At 42.3% G+C, this 16,614-nt stretch carries 14 protein-coding genes, 2 tRNA genes and 1 other RNA gene; 15 read left to right on the top strand and 2 right to left on the bottom strand.

Translation table 11 applies throughout. The features are described 5' to 3' along the window. The first annotated feature begins 3 nt into the window (after positions 1–3). The 3 genes from ssrA to GMD5S_RS0202715 all read left to right on the top strand — a co-directional run bounded on the left by ssrA (position 4) and on the right by GMD5S_RS0202715 (position 1,537). Positions 4–351: a transfer-messenger RNA gene (gene ssrA, locus GMD5S_RS10460) on the top strand. Between the two features lie 58 nt (positions 352–409). Continuing rightward, positions 410–497, top strand: a tRNA-Ser gene (locus tag GMD5S_RS0202710). Between the two features lie 80 nt (positions 498–577). Continuing rightward, positions 578–1,537 (top strand): hypothetical protein, encoded by a 960-nt coding sequence (locus GMD5S_RS0202715; protein WP_000721417.1) that lies wholly within the window; start codon positions 578–580, stop codon positions 1,535–1,537. A 169-nt stretch (positions 1,538–1,706) separates the two neighbouring features. Here the strand turns inward: GMD5S_RS0202715 and GMD5S_RS0202720 are convergent. Continuing rightward, positions 1,707–1,794, bottom strand: a tRNA-Ser gene (locus GMD5S_RS0202720). Between the two features lie 161 nt (positions 1,795–1,955). Here GMD5S_RS0202720 and GMD5S_RS0202725 point away from each other — a divergent pair. The 4 genes from GMD5S_RS0202725 to GMD5S_RS0202740 all read left to right on the top strand — a co-directional run bounded on the left by GMD5S_RS0202725 (position 1,956) and on the right by GMD5S_RS0202740 (position 7,946). Beyond that, complete coding sequence (locus tag GMD5S_RS0202725) at positions 1,956–2,696, top strand: DeoR/GlpR family DNA-binding transcription regulator (RefSeq protein ID WP_000920660.1); 741 nt, start codon at positions 1,956–1,958, stop codon at positions 2,694–2,696. Beyond that, positions 2,693–3,604 (top strand): 1-phosphofructokinase, encoded by a 912-nt coding sequence (gene pfkB / locus GMD5S_RS0202730; protein WP_000640822.1) that lies wholly within the window; start codon positions 2,693–2,695, stop codon positions 3,602–3,604. The genes GMD5S_RS0202725 and pfkB overlap by 4 nt, the downstream gene beginning before the upstream one ends. After that, complete coding sequence (locus GMD5S_RS0202735; protein WP_000701469.1) at positions 3,601–5,553, top strand: PTS fructose transporter subunit IIABC; 1,953 nt, start codon at positions 3,601–3,603, stop codon at positions 5,551–5,553. The genes pfkB and GMD5S_RS0202735 overlap by 4 nt, the downstream gene beginning before the upstream one ends. A gap of 86 nt (positions 5,554–5,639) precedes the next feature. Continuing rightward, on the top strand, positions 5,640–7,946 hold the full coding sequence (locus tag GMD5S_RS0202740; RefSeq protein ID WP_001284602.1) for a DNA translocase FtsK: 2,307 nt from the start codon (positions 5,640–5,642) through the stop codon (positions 7,944–7,946). A gap of 44 nt (positions 7,947–7,990) precedes the next feature. Here GMD5S_RS0202740 and GMD5S_RS0202745 read toward each other — a convergent pair whose 3' ends face one another. Continuing rightward, positions 7,991–8,416 (bottom strand): DUF6556 family protein, encoded by a 426-nt coding sequence (locus GMD5S_RS0202745; RefSeq protein ID WP_000073919.1) that lies wholly within the window; start codon positions 8,414–8,416, stop codon positions 7,991–7,993. Between the two features lie 137 nt (positions 8,417–8,553). Between GMD5S_RS0202745 and GMD5S_RS0202750 the strand changes: the two genes are divergently transcribed. The 8 genes from GMD5S_RS0202750 (at position 8,554) to GMD5S_RS0202785 (ending at position 16,614) form a co-directional block, all read left to right on the top strand. After that, positions 8,554–9,696, top strand: coding sequence for a cysteine desulfurase family protein (locus tag GMD5S_RS0202750; RefSeq protein ID WP_000638938.1), 1,143 nt, complete (start codon positions 8,554–8,556; stop codon positions 9,694–9,696). A gap of 8 nt (positions 9,697–9,704) precedes the next feature. Further along, positions 9,705–10,919 carry a tRNA uracil 4-sulfurtransferase ThiI gene (thiI, locus tag GMD5S_RS0202755; protein ID WP_001200090.1) on the top strand — a complete coding sequence of 405 codons (1,215 nt, stop codon included), beginning with the start codon at positions 9,705–9,707 and terminating at the stop codon, positions 10,917–10,919. 135 nt (positions 10,920–11,054) lie between these two features. After that, positions 11,055–11,879 (top strand): alpha/beta hydrolase, encoded by an 825-nt coding sequence (locus tag GMD5S_RS0202760; protein WP_001016817.1) that lies wholly within the window; start codon positions 11,055–11,057, stop codon positions 11,877–11,879. 20 nt (positions 11,880–11,899) lie between these two features. Next, entirely contained in the window at positions 11,900–12,640 is a 741-nt protein-coding gene (locus GMD5S_RS0202765) for an esterase family protein (protein ID WP_000546816.1), read from the top strand. Positions 12,641–12,652: 12 nt separating this feature from the next. Further along, entirely contained in the window at positions 12,653–13,819 is a 1,167-nt protein-coding gene (locus tag GMD5S_RS0202770; RefSeq protein ID WP_001108612.1) for an ATP-grasp domain-containing protein, read from the top strand. 157 nt (positions 13,820–13,976) lie between these two features. Further along, the gene (gla, locus tag GMD5S_RS0202775) at positions 13,977–14,846 is read left to right on the top strand and encodes an aquaglyceroporin Gla (protein ID WP_000348116.1); all 870 of its coding nucleotides are present in this window, start codon (positions 13,977–13,979) and stop codon (positions 14,844–14,846) included. A gap of 110 nt (positions 14,847–14,956) precedes the next feature. After that, the gene (locus GMD5S_RS0202780; protein ID WP_000115585.1) at positions 14,957–15,682 is read left to right on the top strand and encodes a CppA N-terminal domain-containing protein; all 726 of its coding nucleotides are present in this window, start codon (positions 14,957–14,959) and stop codon (positions 15,680–15,682) included. Then, positions 15,679–16,614, top strand: a complete 936-nt coding sequence (locus GMD5S_RS0202785) for a serine hydrolase domain-containing protein (protein ID WP_000870771.1) — start codon at positions 15,679–15,681, stop codon at positions 16,612–16,614. The genes GMD5S_RS0202780 and GMD5S_RS0202785 overlap by 4 nt, the downstream gene beginning before the upstream one ends.

The raw sequence follows: 16,614 nt of genomic DNA on the forward strand, positions 1-16,614 counted from the left end.
CCTGGGGTCGTTACGGATTCGACAGGCATTATGAGGCATATTTTGCAACCCGTGTGGCGACGTAAACGCTCAGTTAAATATAACTGCAAAAAATAACACTTCTTACGCTCTAGCTGCCTAAAAACCAGCAGGCGTGACCTGATTTGGATTGCTCGTGTTCAATGACAGGTCTTATGATTAGCGAGATACGATCAAGCCTTGTCTAGTGGTTTGATAAGAGATTAATAGACTCGCAGTTCCTAGGCTTGAGTTATGTGTCGAGGGACTGTTAAAACAATACATAACCTATGGTTGTAGACGAATATGTTAGCAGGTGTTTGGACGTGGGTTCGACTCCCACCGGCTCCATTATGAACAGGTATACAGTAGATTTTTTCCAAATTGTATCCAATTACTTTAGTGTGTTAGTGGAGAATTACTCAAGAGGCTGAAGAGGACGGTTTGCTAAATCGTTAGGTCGGGTAACTGGCGCGGGGGTTCGAATCCCCCATTCTCCGTTAGATGAACCCAGTGTTTTTCTAAACAACTATCCTTGGAGGTGGTCTCCAAGAGTAAATTTTTCATAAAGAGGTGAAACATGAAAAAGATTAAGTTACTAAGTATCTTAGCACTCTCAACAGTTGTCTTGGGTGCATGTTCTGCATTGTCTAATCAGTCATCTGAAGCTTCTTCTGATGACAAAGAGAAAACGGAACAAGTTGAGAAGAAGGATGAAGCAGCGGAAGTTAAAGAGAAAGTCACAAAAGATGCTGAAATTCTCCTAGACTCTGTTCTCACTAGCGACTCTGCACGATTCAAGAAAATTTATGGTGAAACCTATGAAAAATGGACTGAGGCCATTTTTGCAGTGCAAACAAGTGAAAAAATCAAAGAAGAAGGGCTTTCACCTGCATCTACATACTCAGTACAATGGCACAAAGATTTCCCTGTAGAAACTCCAGAAGAAACCATTTCAGGTTTCTTGAAGATGAGACGTAGATTATATCAAGATATCGGTTCTTACACTGTTAAAGATGTGAAGGTTGATGAATCAGGAAATACAGCAACTGTTACTTTCAACTCTAAGAAGTTACACTCTAAAGGATTGGCTTCATCTACAAGGGAAGTTCTCACTACTCTTATTGGAGGTGTTGATAACCTAGGTAAATACAATCAAGCTGGTTCAAACGTTGACATCAAGCGTTACCAAACATTGGTTTCTTACTGGATTTTTGAGCATCTATTCAAGAAAGATTTCTCAACCTACAGTGACGTTGACCCTAACTTAGCTCATACACCTTTCACTACTGGTGATTTTGATACTGAAATCAAATTAACAAAGGATAAGGATGGAAACTGGCTGATTTCTCAAGAAGATTACCGTACTTTGGCGACAGAGTTGCTTGATGATACAGAAGGTTATGATAAAATTGTCCGTAAAAACTCAACTAAGTCTAATGATAAATCAACAGACAAGTCTTCAGATAAATCTTCAAACAAATCCACTGATAAATCAACAGACAAATCTTCAGATAAGAAAGATAAAAGCAATATCTAATCCTAAGATTTAAAAGAAAAACAAGTAGTCTTAATAAACTACTTGTTTTTTTATGAATTAGGATACAAAAATGTGGTGTGATAGTTAGAGTAACTCAGCCTTTCATTCCTATATATTGTTCTTAGAACGATAAAAAAACTGCATTGAGGTGCAGTTTTTCTTTTTTCTACGGAAGACATGGGATTCGAACCCACGCACGCTGTTACACGCCTACCGCGTTTCCAACACGGCCTCTTAAGCCTCTTGAGTAATCTTCCAATACTTACTCAAATAGTCTACCATAAAGCCACTTATCTTGCAATAAAAATTTTGGAAATAAGAAAAATGATAGAATTTGACAGAAAATGACAAAAAATGCTTGACTTTGGTAGAGAATGTGCTAGAATGAATAGTGTAAACGATAACAGGAGGTGATTTGGTGTTAAAAACTGAGCGGAAGCAACTGATTTTAGAGGAGTTAAATCAACATCATGTAGTTTCCCTAGAAAAATTGGTTAGTCTATTAGAAACATCAGAATCGACAGTACGAAGAGATTTGGACGAGTTGGAGGCGGAAAACAAGCTTCGCCGTGTACATGGTGGAGCAGAATTGCCCCACTCCTTGCAGGAAGAAGAAACCATCCAAGAAAAATCTGTCAAAAACCTTCAAGAGAAGAAGCTACTGGCTCAGAAAGCAGCCTCTCTTATTAAGGAACAAGATGTTATCTTTATCGATGCTGGAACGACAACTGCTTTTTTAATCAAGGAATTGGTTAATAAGAATATCACAGTCGTGACCAACTCCATTCACCATGCGGTTCAGTTGGTTGAAAAACAGATTCCAACTGTCATGGTTGGAGGAAGTGTCAAAATGGCAACAGATGCATGTATCGGTGGTGTTGCTCTTAACCAAATCAATCAATTGCACTTTGACCGTGCCTTTATCGGGATGAATGGTGTGGACGATGGTTATTATACGACTCCTGATATGGAGGAGGGAGCCGTTAAGCGTGCTATTTTAGAGAATGCCAAACAAACCTATGTCTTGGTGGATTCGTCAAAGATTGGTCAAACTTGCTTTGCCAAAGTAGCACCACTTAAACGCGCTATTGTCATCACAAGTCAAGGGCATGAGCTCTTGCAGGCTATTAAGAAGAAAACGGAGGTAATAGAAGTATGATTTATACAGTCACACTTAATCCATCCATAGATTATATTGTGCGCTTGGAGCAAGTTCAAGTCGGCAGTGTCAATCGTATGGACAGTGATGATAAGTTTGCTGGTGGGAAAGGAATCAATGTCAGCCGTGTTTTGAAGCGCTTGGGTATTCCAAATACTGCGACTGGATTTATCGGAGGTTTTACTGGTAAATTTATCACAGATACCCTTACAGAGGAAGAAATCGAAACTCGTTTTGTCCAAGTAGCAGAAGATACTCGCATCAATGTCAAGATTAAAGCAGACCAAGAAACAGAAATCAACGGGACTGGTCCAAATGTGGAACCGGCTCAGTTAGAAGAATTGAAAGCTATTTTGTCTAGTCTGACAGCAGATGATACGGTTGTGTTTGCAGGTTCGAGTGCTAAGAACCTAGGCAATGTTATCTATAAAGATTTGATTGCCTTGACACGCCAGACTGGTGCTCAAGTTGTTTGTGACTTTGAAGGACAGACCTTGATTGATAGTTTAGACTACCATCCACTTTTGGTTAAACCAAACAATCACGAACTTGGAGCTATCTTTGGAGTGAAACTCGAAAGTTTAGATGAAATCGAGAACTATGCTCGTCAGTTACTGGCCAAGGGAGCTCAAAACGTCATCATCTCTATGGCTGGGGACGGTGCTCTTCTTGTCACATCTGAGGGAGCTTACTTCGCAAAACCTATCAAGGGAACAGTCAAAAATTCAGTGGGAGCTGGCGACTCTATGGTCGCTGGATTTACCGGTGAATTTGTCAAATCTAAAGATGCAGTAGAAGCCTTCAAATGGGGAGTAGCTTGTGGAACAGCAACTACCTTCTCGGATGACTTGGCAACGGCGGAATTTATTAAAGAAACATATGAAAAAGTTGAGGTAGAAAAACGATGAAAATTCAAGACCTATTGAGAAAAGATGTCATGTTGCTGGATTTGCAGGCAACTGAAAAAACAGCTGTTATCGAAGAGATGATTAAAAGTTTGGTAGATCACGGTTACGTGACGGATTTTGAAACCTTTAAAGAAGGAATCTTAGCGCGTGAAGCTCTCACTTCCACTGGCTTGGGTGACGGAATTGCTATGCCTCACAGCAAAAACTCTGCTGTCAAAGAAGCAACGGTTCTCTTTGCAAAGTCAAACAAGGGTGTTGACTATGAAAGTTTGGATGGGCAACCAACAGACCTCTTCTTCATGATTGCAGCTCCAGAAGGTGCCAATGATACTCACTTAGCAGCCTTGGCAGAATTGTCTCAATACTTAATGAAAGACGGTTTTGCAGACAAACTTCGTCAAGTAACATCGGCAGATCAAGTTATCGAACTCTTTGACCAAGCTTCAGAAAAAGCTGAGGAACCTGTTCAAGCACCTGCCAATGACTCTGGCGACTTTATCGTAGCTGTTACAGCTTGTACGACAGGTATTGCCCACACTTACATGGCCCAAGAAGCCCTTCAAAAAGTGGCTGCTGAAATGGGTGTTGGGATCAAGGTTGAAACCAATGGTGCTAGCGGTGTTGGGAACCAATTGACTGCGGAAGACATCCGCAAGGCTAAAGCTGTTATTATCGCTGCGGACAAGGCTGTTGAGATGGATCGTTTCGATGGCAAACCATTGGTTAATCGTCCAGTTGCAGACGGTATCCGTAAGACAGAAGAATTGATCAACTTGGCTCTTTCAGGAGATGCTGAAGTTTATCGTGCTGTTAATGGAGCAAAAGCTGCAACAGCATCTAATGAAAAACAAAGCCTTGGTGGTGCTTTCTACAAACACTTGATGAGTGGTGTATCTCAAATGTTGCCATTCGTTATTGGTGGTGGTATCATGATTGCCCTCGCCTTCTTAATCGACGGAGCTTTTGGTGTGCCACAAGATAGTCTTGGCAATCTCGGATCCTACCATGAACTAGCTTCAATGTTCATGAAAATTGGTGGAGCAGCCTTTGGCTTGATGCTTCCAGTCTTTGCAGGCTACGTAGCCTACTCTATCGCTGAAAAACCTGGTTTGGTAGCTGGTTTTGTGGCTGGTGCTATTGCCAAAGAAGGTTTTGCCTTTGGTAAAATTCCTTATGCAGCAGGTGGTGAAGCAACTTCAACTCTTGCAGGTGTCTCATCTGGTTTCCTAGGTGCCCTTGTTGGTGGATTTATCGCAGGTGCCTTGGTTCTTGCTATCAAGAAATACGTTAAAGTTCCTCGTTCACTTGAAGGTGCTAAATCTATCCTTATCCTACCGCTTTTCGGAACAATCTTGACAGGATTTGTTATGTTGGCTGTCAATATTCCAATGGCAGCAATCAACACTGCTATGAATGACTTCCTAGGTGGTCTTGGAGGAGGTTCAGCTGTTTTTCTTGGTATCGTTCTTGGAGGCATGATGGCTGTTGATATGGGTGGGCCAGTTAATAAAGCGGCTTATGTCTTTGGTACTGGTACGCTTGCAGCGACTGTTTCTTCAGGTGGTTCTGTAGCAATGGCAGCAGTTATGGCTGGCGGAATGGTTCCACCACTTGCTATCTTTGTCGCAACCCTTCTTTTCAAAAATAAATTTACCAAAGAAGAACGCAACTCTGGTTTGACAAACATCATCATGGGCTTGTCATTTATCACTGAGGGAGCGATTCCATTTGGTGCCGCTGACCCAGCTCGTGCGATTCCAAGCTTCATCCTTGGTTCTGCAGTAGCGGGCGGACTCGTTGGTCTTGCAGGAATCAAACTCATGGCGCCACACGGAGGAATCTTCGTCATCGCTCTTACTTCAAATGCCCTTCTCTACCTTGCCTTTGTCTTGGTTGGTGCAATCGTAAGTGGTGTGGTTTATGGTTACCTACGCAAGCCACAAGCATAAAATGGATTAGAATAGAAAGATTGTTACCATTTGGTGCAATCTTTTTCTCTATTCGAAATGGCTGTGAAATATGGTATAATAGAAGAATGGCAAACAAGAATACTACAAAAACAAGACGGAGACCGTCTAAAGCAGAACTTGAAAGAAAACAAGCTATTCAGAGGATGTTGATTTCCTTAGGGATTGCTTTATTGTTGATTATTGCAGCCCTCAAGCTTGGTGCGGCGGGTATCACCCTTTATAATCTCATTCGACTGGTGGTCGGAAGTTTGGCCTATGTGGCCATTGGTGCCCTACTCATTTATCTTTTTTTATTTAAATGGATCCGCAAGCAAGAGGGGCTTCTGTCAGGATTTCTTTGTATCTTCGCTGGCTTGCTCTTGATTTTTGAGGCCTACTTGGTTTGGAAATATGGCTTGGAGCAGTCAGTTCTAAAAGGGACCCTGTCTCAAGTTATGACGGACTTGACTGGTATGCGAGTGACTAGCTTCGCTGGTGGAGGCTTGCTTGGTGTTGGACTCTATATCCCCATATCTTTTCTTTTCTCCAATATCGGATCGTACTTTATTGGAGTTCTCTTAATTCTAGTTGGGGCACTCTTAGTTAGTCCTTGGTCTATTTATGATGTTGCAGCCTTTATTGGAGCTCAGTTCAGATCCTTCATGGAAAAACAGGAACAGAGAAAACAGGAACGCTTCATCAAGAGAGAAGAAGAGAAGGCTCGTCAAGAAGCTGAAGAAGCAGCCAGAATTCAGAGAGAACAAGAAGAACAGGATGCATTACCGCTTCCTCCTGTAGATCCTGAAACGGGAGAAATCTTATCAGAGGTACCGGACTACGATTTCCCCCCAATTCCTGAGGAAGAATGGATCGAACCGGAGATTATCCTCCCTAAAACTGATTTTGACGTTCCTGATGTGGAAGAAGACTTTGAGGATGAAGAGGTACAGGTTGATTTTTCTGCTAAGGAAGCCCTTGAATACAAGCTACCAAGCTTGCAACTCTTTGCGCCAGATAAACCCAAAGATCAGTCCAAGGAAAAGAAGATTGTTCGAGAAAATATCAAAATCCTAGAAGAAACCTTTGCCAGCTTTGGTATCAAGGTGACGGTGGAACGGGCTGAAATCGGCCCATCAGTAACCAAGTATGAAGTCAAGCCAGCAGTTGGTGTACGGGTTAACCGTATTTCCAATCTGGCAGACGACTTAGCGCTGGCTCTTGCGGCCAAGGATGTTCGGATTGAGGCTCCAATCCCTGGTAAATCCTTAGTCGGAATTGAGGTTCCTAACTCTGAAATTGCGACCGTTTCCTTCCGTGAACTCTGGGAACAGTCTCAGACTAAACCAGAAAATCTCCTCGAAATTCCTCTAGGTAAGGCTGTCAATGGAACAGCTCGAACCTTTGACCTTTCCAAGATGCCCCACCTACTCGTTGCAGGTTCGACGGGATCAGGGAAGTCAGTCGCAGTTAACGGTATTATCGCTAGCATTCTGATGAAAGCAAGACCCGACCAGGTCAAGTTTATGATGGTGGATCCAAAGATGGTTGAGTTATCGGTTTACAATGACATTCCTCACCTCTTGATTCCAGTTGTGACCAATCCACGCAAGGCCAGCAAGGCTCTGCAAAAGGTTGTGGATGAGATGGAAAATCGTTACGAACTCTTTGCTAAGGTTGGAGTACGAAATATCGCTGGTTACAATGCCAAGGTCGAGGAATATAATAGCCAATCTGAGTACAAACAAGTACCGCTGCCTTTGATTGTTGTCATTGTGGACGAGTTGGCAGACCTCATGATGGTGGCTAGCAAGGAAGTGGAAGATGCCATCATTCGTCTCGGACAGAAGGCGCGTGCTGCAGGGATTCACATGATTCTCGCAACGCAACGTCCATCGGTTGATGTTATCTCTGGTCTTATCAAGGCCAATGTCCCATCTCGTGTGGCTTTTGCAGTTTCATCAGGTACAGATTCGCGAACCATCTTGGATGAAAATGGAGCTGAAAAACTGCTCGGTCGAGGAGATATGCTCTTTAAACCAATTGATGAAAATCACCCAGTCCGTCTACAAGGATCCTTTATCTCAGATGATGATGTTGAACGCATTGTAAATTTCATCAAGGCTCAGGCGGATGCGGACTACGATGATAGCTTTGACCCAGGAGACGTCCCTGAAAATGAAGGAGATTTCTCTGATAGTGAAGCTGGTGGCGATCCGCTCTTTGAGGAAGCCAAGGCTTTGGTTATCGAGACACAGAAAGCTAGTGCTTCTATGATTCAGCGTCGTTTGTCTGTTGGATTTAACCGTGCGACTCGCCTGATGGAAGAACTCGAAATGGCAGGTGTCATCGGTCCAGCTGAAGGAACCAAACCACGAAAAGTATTACAACAATAAAAAAATAGCTTCTTTCCAAATTTGGAAAGAAGCTATTTTGGTGATTACTGGTTCGTTTTAGTTTCAGAAGTCGTCGTATTTGACTGTGTTCCATTATCGCTTGTTTCTTTATTTGTAGCAGGTGTAGAAGAGTCCTGAGTTGTTGTTTTCTGCTCTTCTTTTTTCTCCTCTTTTTTATTGGATTGAGAAGTTTCTTCTTGCGTGGTATTTTCTTTAGTAGAAGTGTTGTCCCTGTTAGGTGTAGTATTTTCCTGAGGGGATTCCTTTTGAATTTCCTTGACAACAGTTGTTTGGGTTGTCGTCGGTTCTTTTTTGTTGTTTTTGTTATTGTCCATGGCGTTCATGATGGTAATAGTAGCGGTGATTAGACCAAGAATACTACCGATAGTAGCAATCGTTTTTTGAAAGACAGTAAATCCCTTTTTGATGTGTTCTGTTTTTGGTTTTGAAGTTCTACGATAGTTAGACATGATACTCTCCTTTAATTATGATTTATTATACCTCATTTCTTTAAAAAAATCTTAAAAAAAGAGAAACCTCCCTTTCTTGTCGCAGGTCTCTTTTCGTGATACAATAGAAGAAGTGATTTTAGAAAGCGTGAGAAAACATGATCTACTTTGATAATTCGGCGACAACCAAGCCTTATCCTGAAGCACTTGAAACTTACATGCAGGTCGCTTCAAAAATTGTAGGAAATCCGTCTAGTCTCCATCGTTTGGGAGATCAGGCAACACGAATTTTAGATGCTTCCCGGCAGCAAATTGCAGATTTGATTGGCAAGAAAAGTGATGAAATCTTCTTTACCTCAGGTGGAACAGAAGGAGATAACTGGGTCATCAAGGGTGTGGCCTTTGAAAAAGCCCAGTTTGGCAAGCACATCATTGTATCAGCCATTGAACATCCAGCAGTTAAGGAATCAGCCCTTTGGCTGAATAGTCAAGGTTTTGAAATAGATTTTGCTCCAGTTGATGAGAAAGGATTTGTGGATGTTGAAGCATTAGCAGATTTGATACGTCCTGATACGACTCTCGTCTCCATCATGGCAGTTAACAATGAAATCGGCTCTATCCAGCCTATTGAGGCTATTTCAGAACTCTTGGCAGATAAGCCGACCATTTCCTTCCATGTTGATGCGGTTCAGGCACTTGCTAAGATTCCGACTGAAAAATACTTGACGGATCGAGTGGATTTTGCGACCTTCTCAAGTCATAAATTTCATGGTGTCAGAGGTGTTGGATTTGTCTATATCAAGTCTGGTAAGAGGATCATGCCTCTTTTAACTGGTGGTGGTCAAGAGGGAGACTATCGTTCGACAACTGAAAATGTGGCAGGGATTGCTGCAACAGCCAAAGCTCTCCGTTTGGCTATGGAAAATCTAGACTTATTTACTGCTAAGACAAGCCAGATGAAGGCAGTCATTCGTCAAGCCCTTCTGGATTATCCAGATATTTTTGTCTTTTCAGATGAGGAAGACTTTGCCCCTCATATCCTGACTTTTGGGATTAAGGGTGTTCGTGGTGAAGTCATCGTTCACGCCTTTGAAGACTATGATATTTTCATTTCCACAACCTCTGCTTGTTCGTCCAAGGCAGGGAAACCTGCGGGGACCTTGATTGCCATGGGAGTGGACAAAGATAAGGCCCAGTCAGCTGTGCGTCTAAGCCTAGACTTGGAAAATGATATGAGTCAAGTCGAGCAGTTTTTGACCAAGCTAAAATTAATTTACAATCAAACTAGAAAAGTAAGATAGGAGCATTTATGCAGTATTCAGAAATTATGATTCGTTACGGAGAATTGTCAACCAAGCACAAAAATCGTATGCGTTTCATCAATAAACTTCGCAATAATATTTCAGACGTTTTGTCTATCTATCCCCAAGTTAAGGTAACGGCAGATCGCGACCGTGCCCACGCTTACCTCAATGGAGCTGACTATACAGCAGTTGCAGAATCGCTCAAACAAGTTTTTGGGATTCAAAACTTTTCTCCTGTGTATAAGATTGAAAAGTCAGTGGACGTTCTGAAGTCTGCTGTCCAAGAGATTATGAAGGAAATCTACAAGGAAGGGATGACCTTTAAAATCACTAGCAAGCGTAGCGACCACAACTTTGAATTAGATAGTCGTGAACTCAATCAAACTCTTGGTGGAGCTGTTTTCGAGGCTATTCCAAACGTGCAAGCTCAGATGAAAAATCCAGATATTAATCTTCAGGTTGAGATTCGTGAAGAGGCTGCCTATCTTTCCTATGAAACCTTTCGTGGAGCAGGAGGATTACCTGTGGGAAGTTCTGGTAAAGGCATGCTCATGTTGTCAGGAGGGATTGATTCACCTGTGGCAGGTTATCTAGCTCTTAAACGTGGGGTAGATATTGAGGCCGTTCACTTTGCCAGCCCACCATACACAAGTCCTGGTGCCCTTAAAAAAGCCCAAGATTTGACCCGCAAATTGACCAAGTTTGGGGGCAATATTCAGTTTATCGAGGTGCCTTTCACAGAGATTCAAGAAGAAATCAAGGCTAAGGCACCAGAAGCCTACCTCATGACCTTGACGCGTCGTTTTATGATGCGCATTACCGACCGTATCCGTGAGGTACGAAATGGTTTAGTTATCATCAATGGGGAAAGTCTTGGCCAAGTAGCTAGCCAAACTTTGGAAAGCATGCAGACTATCAACGCTGTGACTAGCACTCCCATTATTCGTCCCGTGGTTACGATGGACAAGTTGGAAATCATTGACATCGCGCAGGAAATCGATACCTTTGAAATTTCAATCCAGCCTTTTGAAGACTGCTGTACTATTTTTGCGCCTGACCGTCCTAAGACCAATCCTAAGATAGAGAATGCAGAGCAGTATGAAAAACGCATGGATGTTGAAGGCTTGGTTGAGCGAGCAGTGGCTGGGATTATGATTACTGAAATCACTCCCCAGGTTGAAAAAGATGCTGTCGATGAGTTAATTGACAATCTCCTCTAATCATAAAATCCAGAAGAATTCAAAAAAATAAATGAAAAAGTTAGTTATTTATCCTTAAAATGGACATTTACTGACTTTTTTTCTATTTTTATGGTATAATGAGATAAAATTTTGAATATAGAGAGTTTTCTGACAATGAATCATTCCTACTTTTACTTAAAAATGAAAGAACACAAACTCAAGGTGCCTTATACTGGAAAAGAGCGTCGTGTGCGTGTGCTTCTGCCAAAGGACTACGAGAAGGACACAGACCGTTTTTATCCTGTAGTTTACTTTCATGATGGGCAAAATGTCTTTTACAGCAAGGAGTCTTATATCGGACACTCTTGGAAGATTATTCCAGCCATTAAGCGGAATCCTGATATCAGTCGCATGATTGTCGTTGCCATCGATAATGACGGCATGGGGCGGATGAATGAGTATGCGGCTTGGAAGTTTCAAGAATCTCCTATCCCAGGCCAGCAGTTTGGCGGTAAGGGTGTGGAGTATGCCGAGTTTGTCATGGAGGTGGTCAAGCCTTTTATCGATGAAACCTATCGTACCAAAGCTGATCGCCAGCATACGGCTATGATTGGTTCGTCACTAGGAGGCAATATTACTCAGTTTATCGGACTAGAGTACCAAGACCGAATTGGTTGCCTAGGTGTCTTCTCATCTGCTAACTGGCTTCACCAAGAAGCCTTTAACCGCTACATCGAACGTAAAAAACTGTCGCCTGAACAGCGCATTTTTATCTATGTAGGAACAGAAGAAGCAGACGATACGGACAAGACCTTGATGGCTGGCAATATCAAGCAAGCCTATATCGACTCGTCGCTTCGTTATTACCGTGATTTGATTGCAGGTGGAGTACACTTGGATAATCTTGTCTTGAAAGTTCAGTCTGGTGCTATCCATAGTGAAATACCTTGGTCGGAAAATTTACCAGACTGTCTCCGATTTTTTGCGGAGAAATGGTAAGTTAGGAAAGGAGAAAGCCAATGCATATTGAAAACCTCAGCCACTGGAGTGGCAATCTCAACCGTGAAATGTATCTCAACCGTTATGGACATGCTGGGATTCCAGTTGTTGTTTTTGCTTCATCTGGTGGCAGTCACAACGAATACTATGATTTTGGCATGATTGATGCCTGTGCTTCCTTTATCGAAGAAGGGCGCGTCCAGTTCTTTACTCTCTCCAGTGTGGACAGTGAGAGCTGGTTGGCCACTTGGAAAAATGGTCATGACCAGGCGGAGATGCATCGTGCTTACGAACGTTACGTGATTGAGGAGGCCATTCCTTTTATCAAGCATAAGACAGGTTGGTTTGATGGCATGATGACGACAGGTTGCTCGATGGGGGCATATCATGCACTCAATTTCTTTCTCCAGCATCCAGATGTCTTTACCAAGGTGATTGCCCTCAGCGGTGTTTACGACGCACGTTTCTTCGTTGGCGATTACTACAATGATGATGCAATTTACCAAAACTCACCTGTAGATTATATCTGGAATCAAAACGACGGATGGTTTATCGATCGTTACCGTCAGGCAGAAATCGTCGTTTGTACGGGCCTTGGTGCCTGGGAACAAGATGGTCTGCCATCCTTCTACAAGCTCAAAGAAGCCTTTGACCAGAAACAAATTCCAGCCTGGTTTGCTGAATGGGGACACGATGTCGCCCACGACTGGGAATGGTGGCGTAAACAAATGCCCTATTTTCTTGGACACCTGTATCTATAAAAGGAGTTGCCTATGAATTACCTTGTTATTTCTCCCTACTATCCGCAAAACTTCCAACAGTTTACCATCGAGCTAGCCAATAAAGGCATCACCGTTTTGGGAATTGGTCAGGAGCCCTACGAACAACTTGATGAACCTTTGCGCAATAGCCTAACCGAGTATTTCCGTGTGGACAATCTTGAGAACATAGACGAAGTAAAACGTGCAGTAGCTTTTCTTTTCTACAAGCATGGCCCAATCGACCGCATTGAGTCCCACAATGAATACTGGCTTGAGCTGGACGCAACACTCAGAGAGCAATTCAATGTCTTTGGTGCCAAACCAGAGGATCTCAAAAAGACCAAGTTTAAGTCTGAGATGAAGAAATTTTTCAAAAAAGCAGGCGTCCCTGTGGTACCTGGTGCTGTTATCCATACGGAAGCAGATGTGGATAAAGCAGTGAACGAAATCGGTCTACCAATGATTGCCAAACCTGATAATGGAGTGGGAGCGGCAGCAACCTTTAAGCTTGAGACAGAAGACGATGTAAATCACTTTAAGGCTGAATGGGACCATTCAACCGTTTATTTCTTTGAAAAATTTGTCACTTCTAGCGAAATCTGCACCTTTGATGGGCTTGTGGACAAAGATGGCAACATCGTCTTTTCAACGACTTTCGACTACGCCCATACACCACTTGATCTCATGATTTATAAGATGGACAATTCCTACTATGTACTCAAGGATATGGATCCCAAACTGCGCAAGTATGGCGAGGCCATTGTCAAGGAATTTGGTATGAAAGAGCGCTTTTTCCATATCGAGTTTTTCCGTGACGGGGATGACTACATTGCCATTGAGTACAATAACCGTCCTGCAGGTGGCTTTACCATTGATGTTTATAACTTTACCCACTCCTTGGATCTCTACCGAGGTTATGCAGCTATTGTCGCAGGAGAAGAGTTCCCAGCATCAGAATTTGAACCTCAATACTGTCTAGCTACTTCACGTCGTGCCAATGCAAATTATGTCTATTCAGAAGAAGACTTGCTTGCTAAGTACAGCCAGCAATTCAAGGTCAAAAAAATCATGCCAGCAGCCTTTGCAGAGCTACAAGGGGACTACCTTTATATGTTGACCACTCCGAGTCGCCAAGAGATGGAGCAGATGATTGCAGATTTTGGTCAACGTCAAGAGTAACGAAAAGGATGAAAGGAGTTTGACTCCTTTTGTCCTTTTCTTAAAGATAAGTTAAATAAAGCGTTTTCCATAGATTCTTTTAGAAAAGATATTGCTAAAAGGCCTAAAAATTGATAGAATAAGGATTGTCTAAAAAAATTTAAGGAGAATCTATCAAATGGATTTTACATGGGCTATTAAATATGCCACAGAATTCTTGGGAACTGCTATTTTGATCATTCTTGGTAATGGTGCAGTTGCTAACGTTGAACTTAAAGGTACGAAAGGTCACCAAAGTGGCTGGCTCGTTATCGCGGTTGGTTATGGTATGGGGGTTATGATCCCAGCCTTGATGTTTGGTAATGTATCTGGTAACCACATCAACCCAGCTTTCACTCTTGGACTTGCTGTTAGTGGACTTTTCTCTTGGGAGCAAGTACCATATTACATCCTAGCACAAGTTTTGGGAGCAATCTTTGGTCAAGCTTTGGTTGTAGCGACTCACCGTCCTTACTACTTGAAGACAGAAAACCCTAACAATATCTTGGGTACCTTCTCAACAATTTCAAGCATCGACCATGGTACAAAAGAATCACGTTTTGCAGCTACTGTTAACGGTTTCCTCAATGAGTTTGTAGGTTCATTTGTTCTTTTCTTTGCAGCACTTGGTTTGACTAAAAACTTCTTTGGTGCTGAGGTTCTTCAATACATGAAACAAATGGCTACTCAAGCTGGACAAACTGTTGATTTAAGTGAATTGGCAGTAAAAGCTCAAGTAGCTCCACATACAGCTGCTGGGATCTCAGTTGCGCACTTGGCACTTGGTTTCCTAGTGATGGCCTTGGTAACTTCACTTGGTGGACCTACTGGACCTGGTTTGAACCCAGCTCGTGACTTCGGACCACGTCTTCTTCACGAACTCCTTCCAAAATCAGTTCTTGGTCAACACAAGGGTGATTCAAAATGGTGGTATGCATGGGTTCCAGTTGTAGCTCCAATTGCAGCGGCTATTGCGGCAGTAGCACTATTTAAACTACTTTACCTATAAGAAATGAAACTGGGGAATCCCAGTTTTTTTCTTGTAAAATTTCTAAATAAAATAGATATGGCTTGTAAAATATTCGAAAATCCTTTAAAATAAAAGAGTTGGAGGAATATATGAGTGTGAATGAGATAGTTCGGATCATTCCGACTGTGAAAGTTAATAACCGAAAATTAAATGAAAAATTTTACATTGAAACTCTGGGGATGAAACCTTTGCTGGAAGAGTCTGCCTTTCTTTCCTTAGGCGACCAGACAGCTACGGAGAGATTGATTTTAGAAGAGTCTCCAAGCATGCGAACACGCAGAGTTGAAGGGCTTAAGAAGCTAGCTAGACTCTTGATAAAGGTTGAAAATCCTTCTGAAATTGAGGGCCTTCTTTCTCAGATGAAGTCTCTTCCTCGCCTATTTAAAGGAAACCGAGGGTATGCTTTTGAGATTGTTTCACCTGAAGAGGATGTGATCCTTGTTCATGCAGAAGATGATATAAGAGATTTGGTTCCACTGGAAACTGTTCCTGAATTTTATTCAAATACAGGTATAAAATACATGAGCCAATTTGAGGTTTCTATGGAGTTGCGTTTGCCTGAGGAGACAGAGAGCTTACTTGATCCTGAAGGAGTAGCGCCAGTAATTACCTTTACGAAAGGGCAAGGACCAGATTTGGTTGTTGAAAACAATGTCACTTGGGACCTGACGATGTTAAAATTTTTAGTCAAGAATTTTGATTTAACCAGTCTTCGTCAGAAATTTGAAAAGACAGGCTACTTTGTCCCTAAGTCTGAAAAATTCTTCCTTGGTAAAGATACCAATAACATTGAATTGTGGTTTGAAGAAGCATGAAGTGGGAAAAAATTCTAAGAAAAATAGAAAATCAAATCGAGGCAGGGATTTATCCCGGGGCCTCTTTTGCGTATTATAAGGATGGTGAATGGAAAGAGTCTTATCTAGGATTGAGTGATCCAGAAAGAGACTTGAAGACAGAAAGTGGTTTGGTTTATGATCTAGCCAGTGTGAGTAAGGTAGTGGGAGTGGGGACGGTTTTTACCTTCTTGTGGCAGCAGGGCAAATTAGATATTGATCGACCGGTGACGGATTTTTTACCGGAGTGTGATTATCCTGATATCACTATACGGCAACTTTTGACCCATGCTACAGATTTAGACCCCTTTATTCCAAATCGGGACCTCTTGACTGCCCCTGAATTAAAAGAAGCCATGTTTCACCTCAATAGACGAAGTCAGCCAGCCTTCCTATACTCGGACGTTCACTTTTTACTTTTGGGCTTTCTTTTGGAAAAAATCTTTAATCAAGACTTGGATCAGATTATAGAAGAACAAGTTTTGGAAGCATGGGGGATGAAGGAGACCAAGTTCGGTCCCGTTGAGCAAGCTGTCCCAACAGTGAAAGGAGTGGAGGCCGGAAATATTCATGATCCCAAAGCCCGTCTATTAGGGAAACACGCAGGAAGTGCTGGTTTGTTTTCGACTGTTAAGGATCTGCAGATCTTTCTGGAACATTACTTGAAAGATGATTTTGCTGCAGAATTGAGCCGAAATTTTTCTCCCTTAGATGATAAGGAGCGGTCCCTAGCCTGGAATTTGGAAGGAGCCTGGCTCGACCATACGGGCTATACTGGTACCTTTATCATGTGGAATCGAGAGAAACAAGAAGCTACTATCTTTTTATCCAATCGAACGTATGAGAAGGATGAGCGTACCCAGTGGATAGTTGACCGAAACCAAGTGATGGAAATGATTCGTCAAGAGGAGTAG

The sequence above is a fragment of the Streptococcus sp. GMD5S genome, from assembly GCF_000298715.2.
In the GTDB taxonomy this organism is placed as follows: domain Bacteria; phylum Bacillota; class Bacilli; order Lactobacillales; family Streptococcaceae; genus Streptococcus.